Genomic DNA, 1,614 nt, shown 5'->3' on the forward strand with positions numbered 1-1,614 from the left:
CGGCAGCGCGGACATGATCGGGCCGAGGAGCCCGAGGAGGCCGCCGAGGAGGGCCAGGAGCGGCCCGAGGCCCAGAAGGAAGCCGAAGGCGCCCTCGGTGCTGGCGTCGAAGCTGATCGACGACAGCCAGCCGGCGAGCCGCTCAGCGGCAGGATTCAGGCCCTCAGCGATGAGTGCGGACAGCGGCGCAACGGCCTTGCCGAACTGATCGAGGAGACTGATCAGCCCAGGGAAGAGAGTCTTGAGCGCCTCGAACGCGGGCTTTTCGAGATTCGCGCCGAGACGACCGAGGGCCGCGCCGACGTTGGAGAGCATGCCCGAGAAGGACTCACCCATGGCCTGTGCGGCCGGGCCGAGGTTCGCCTCAAGGGTGGCCTGGAAGGTCTCGAAGTCGATCTTGCCGTCGGAGACCATCTTCGAGACGTCGGCTGCGGTGACGCCGAGCTGCTTCGAGAGGAGCGAGAGGATCGGCACGCCTCGCTCGGCGAGCTGCTGTACGACCTCGCCGTTGAGCTTGCCGGTCGCGGCGACCTTGCCGAAGATGGTGGTCATCTCCCTGCTGTCGCTGCCGCGACACGGCTGGATCAACCTGCACTTCTCGTTGTTGCCGCGCTGGCGCGGCGCCGCCCCCGTGCAGCACGCGCTGATCGCCGGCGAGCGCACCACGGGCGCGAGCGTCTTCCAGCTGGTCGCCGCGCTCGACGCCGGAGACGTGTTCGGCGACGTTCGTTACGACGTGCCGCGCGGCGCGACGGCGGGCGACGTTCTCGCGGATCTCGCGGATGTCGGCGCCGAGCTGCTGGTGCGCGTGACCGACGAGATCGCGGCGGGGACGGCCCGGGCGGTGCCGCAGGTCGGCACGCCCACGCTCGCCCCGAAGCTGTCGATCGCCGACGGGGCGCTTGACCTCACCGAGAACGCAGAGATCGTGCTCGACCGCTTCCGCGGCACCACTCCCGAGCCCGGAGCTCACGTGGGCTTCGCCGGCGGCCGCCTCAAGATCCTCGCCGCCCATCGCGGGCCCGACACCGACCTGCCGCCGGGGACGCTGAGCCTCTCGGGACGCGACGTGCTGCTGACCGCGGGGAAGGGCACGACCGTCGTGCTGAAGACCGTGCAGCCGTCCGGCAAGGGGGCGATGGCAGCGGGCGACTGGTGGCGCGGGCTGCGCATCGACGATCCCCGTGTCGATCTGCCCAGCGAGCGGGCGACCTCATGAGCGCGTCACCGCGCTGGGTCGCGTACGACGTGCTGCGGGCGGTGGACGAGACCGACGCCTACGCCAACCTGCTGCTGCCGCGAGCGCTCGCGCGGGCGGGACTGACCGGGCCGGATGCCGGCTTGGCGACCGAGCTGACCTACGGGGATGGCGCCAAGACCGGTGCCGGTGCGGTGATCCGGAAGGACGTCCCGCCCGGAGCTCTCGCCTTGAGCGTTGCCCCCCAGCGCAACGTCGAGGGGTGGGTCGAGAACCACCGACCGGGAACGGCCGCGGCCGCGGCTGCCGCACGTTCCCGCACTGCACAGGAAGCGGACCATGGCGCGCAAGAAGCACACGGTTGACCTGGACGTCGAGCGCGGGATCGGACTCTAGAGGATCCCCGGGACCGAGCT

The 1,614-nt window shown here is 71.2% G+C and carries 2 protein-coding genes and 1 pseudogene; 2 read left to right on the plus strand and 1 reads right to left on the minus strand.

Going from position 1 to position 1,614, the window contains the following annotated elements:
• Positions 1-552 (minus strand): tape measure protein (locus I5I_RS16760; protein WP_148285491.1); only part of this gene is annotated, 552 nt, incomplete at its 3' end.
• Here I5I_RS16760 and I5I_RS05180 point away from each other — a divergent pair.
• Both I5I_RS05180 and glmU read left to right on the plus strand, forming a co-directional pair.
• Positions 542-1,219, plus strand: a complete 678-nt coding sequence (locus tag I5I_RS05180) for a methionyl-tRNA formyltransferase (protein WP_036317310.1) — start codon at positions 542-544, stop codon at positions 1,217-1,219. The two genes, I5I_RS16760 and I5I_RS05180, sit on opposite strands and share 11 nt — an antisense overlap.
• A 143-nt stretch (positions 1,220-1,362) precedes the next feature.
• A pseudogene (gene glmU, locus I5I_RS17070) lies at positions 1,363-1,563 on the plus strand (bifunctional UDP-N-acetylglucosamine diphosphorylase/glucosamine-1-phosphate N-acetyltransferase GlmU); the annotation flags it as partial.
• Between the last annotated feature and the right edge of the window lie 51 nt (positions 1,564-1,614).

The sequence above is a fragment of the Microbacterium sp. B24 genome (genome assembly GCF_000333415.1).
GTDB lineage: Bacteria > Actinomycetota > Actinomycetes > Actinomycetales > Microbacteriaceae > Microbacterium.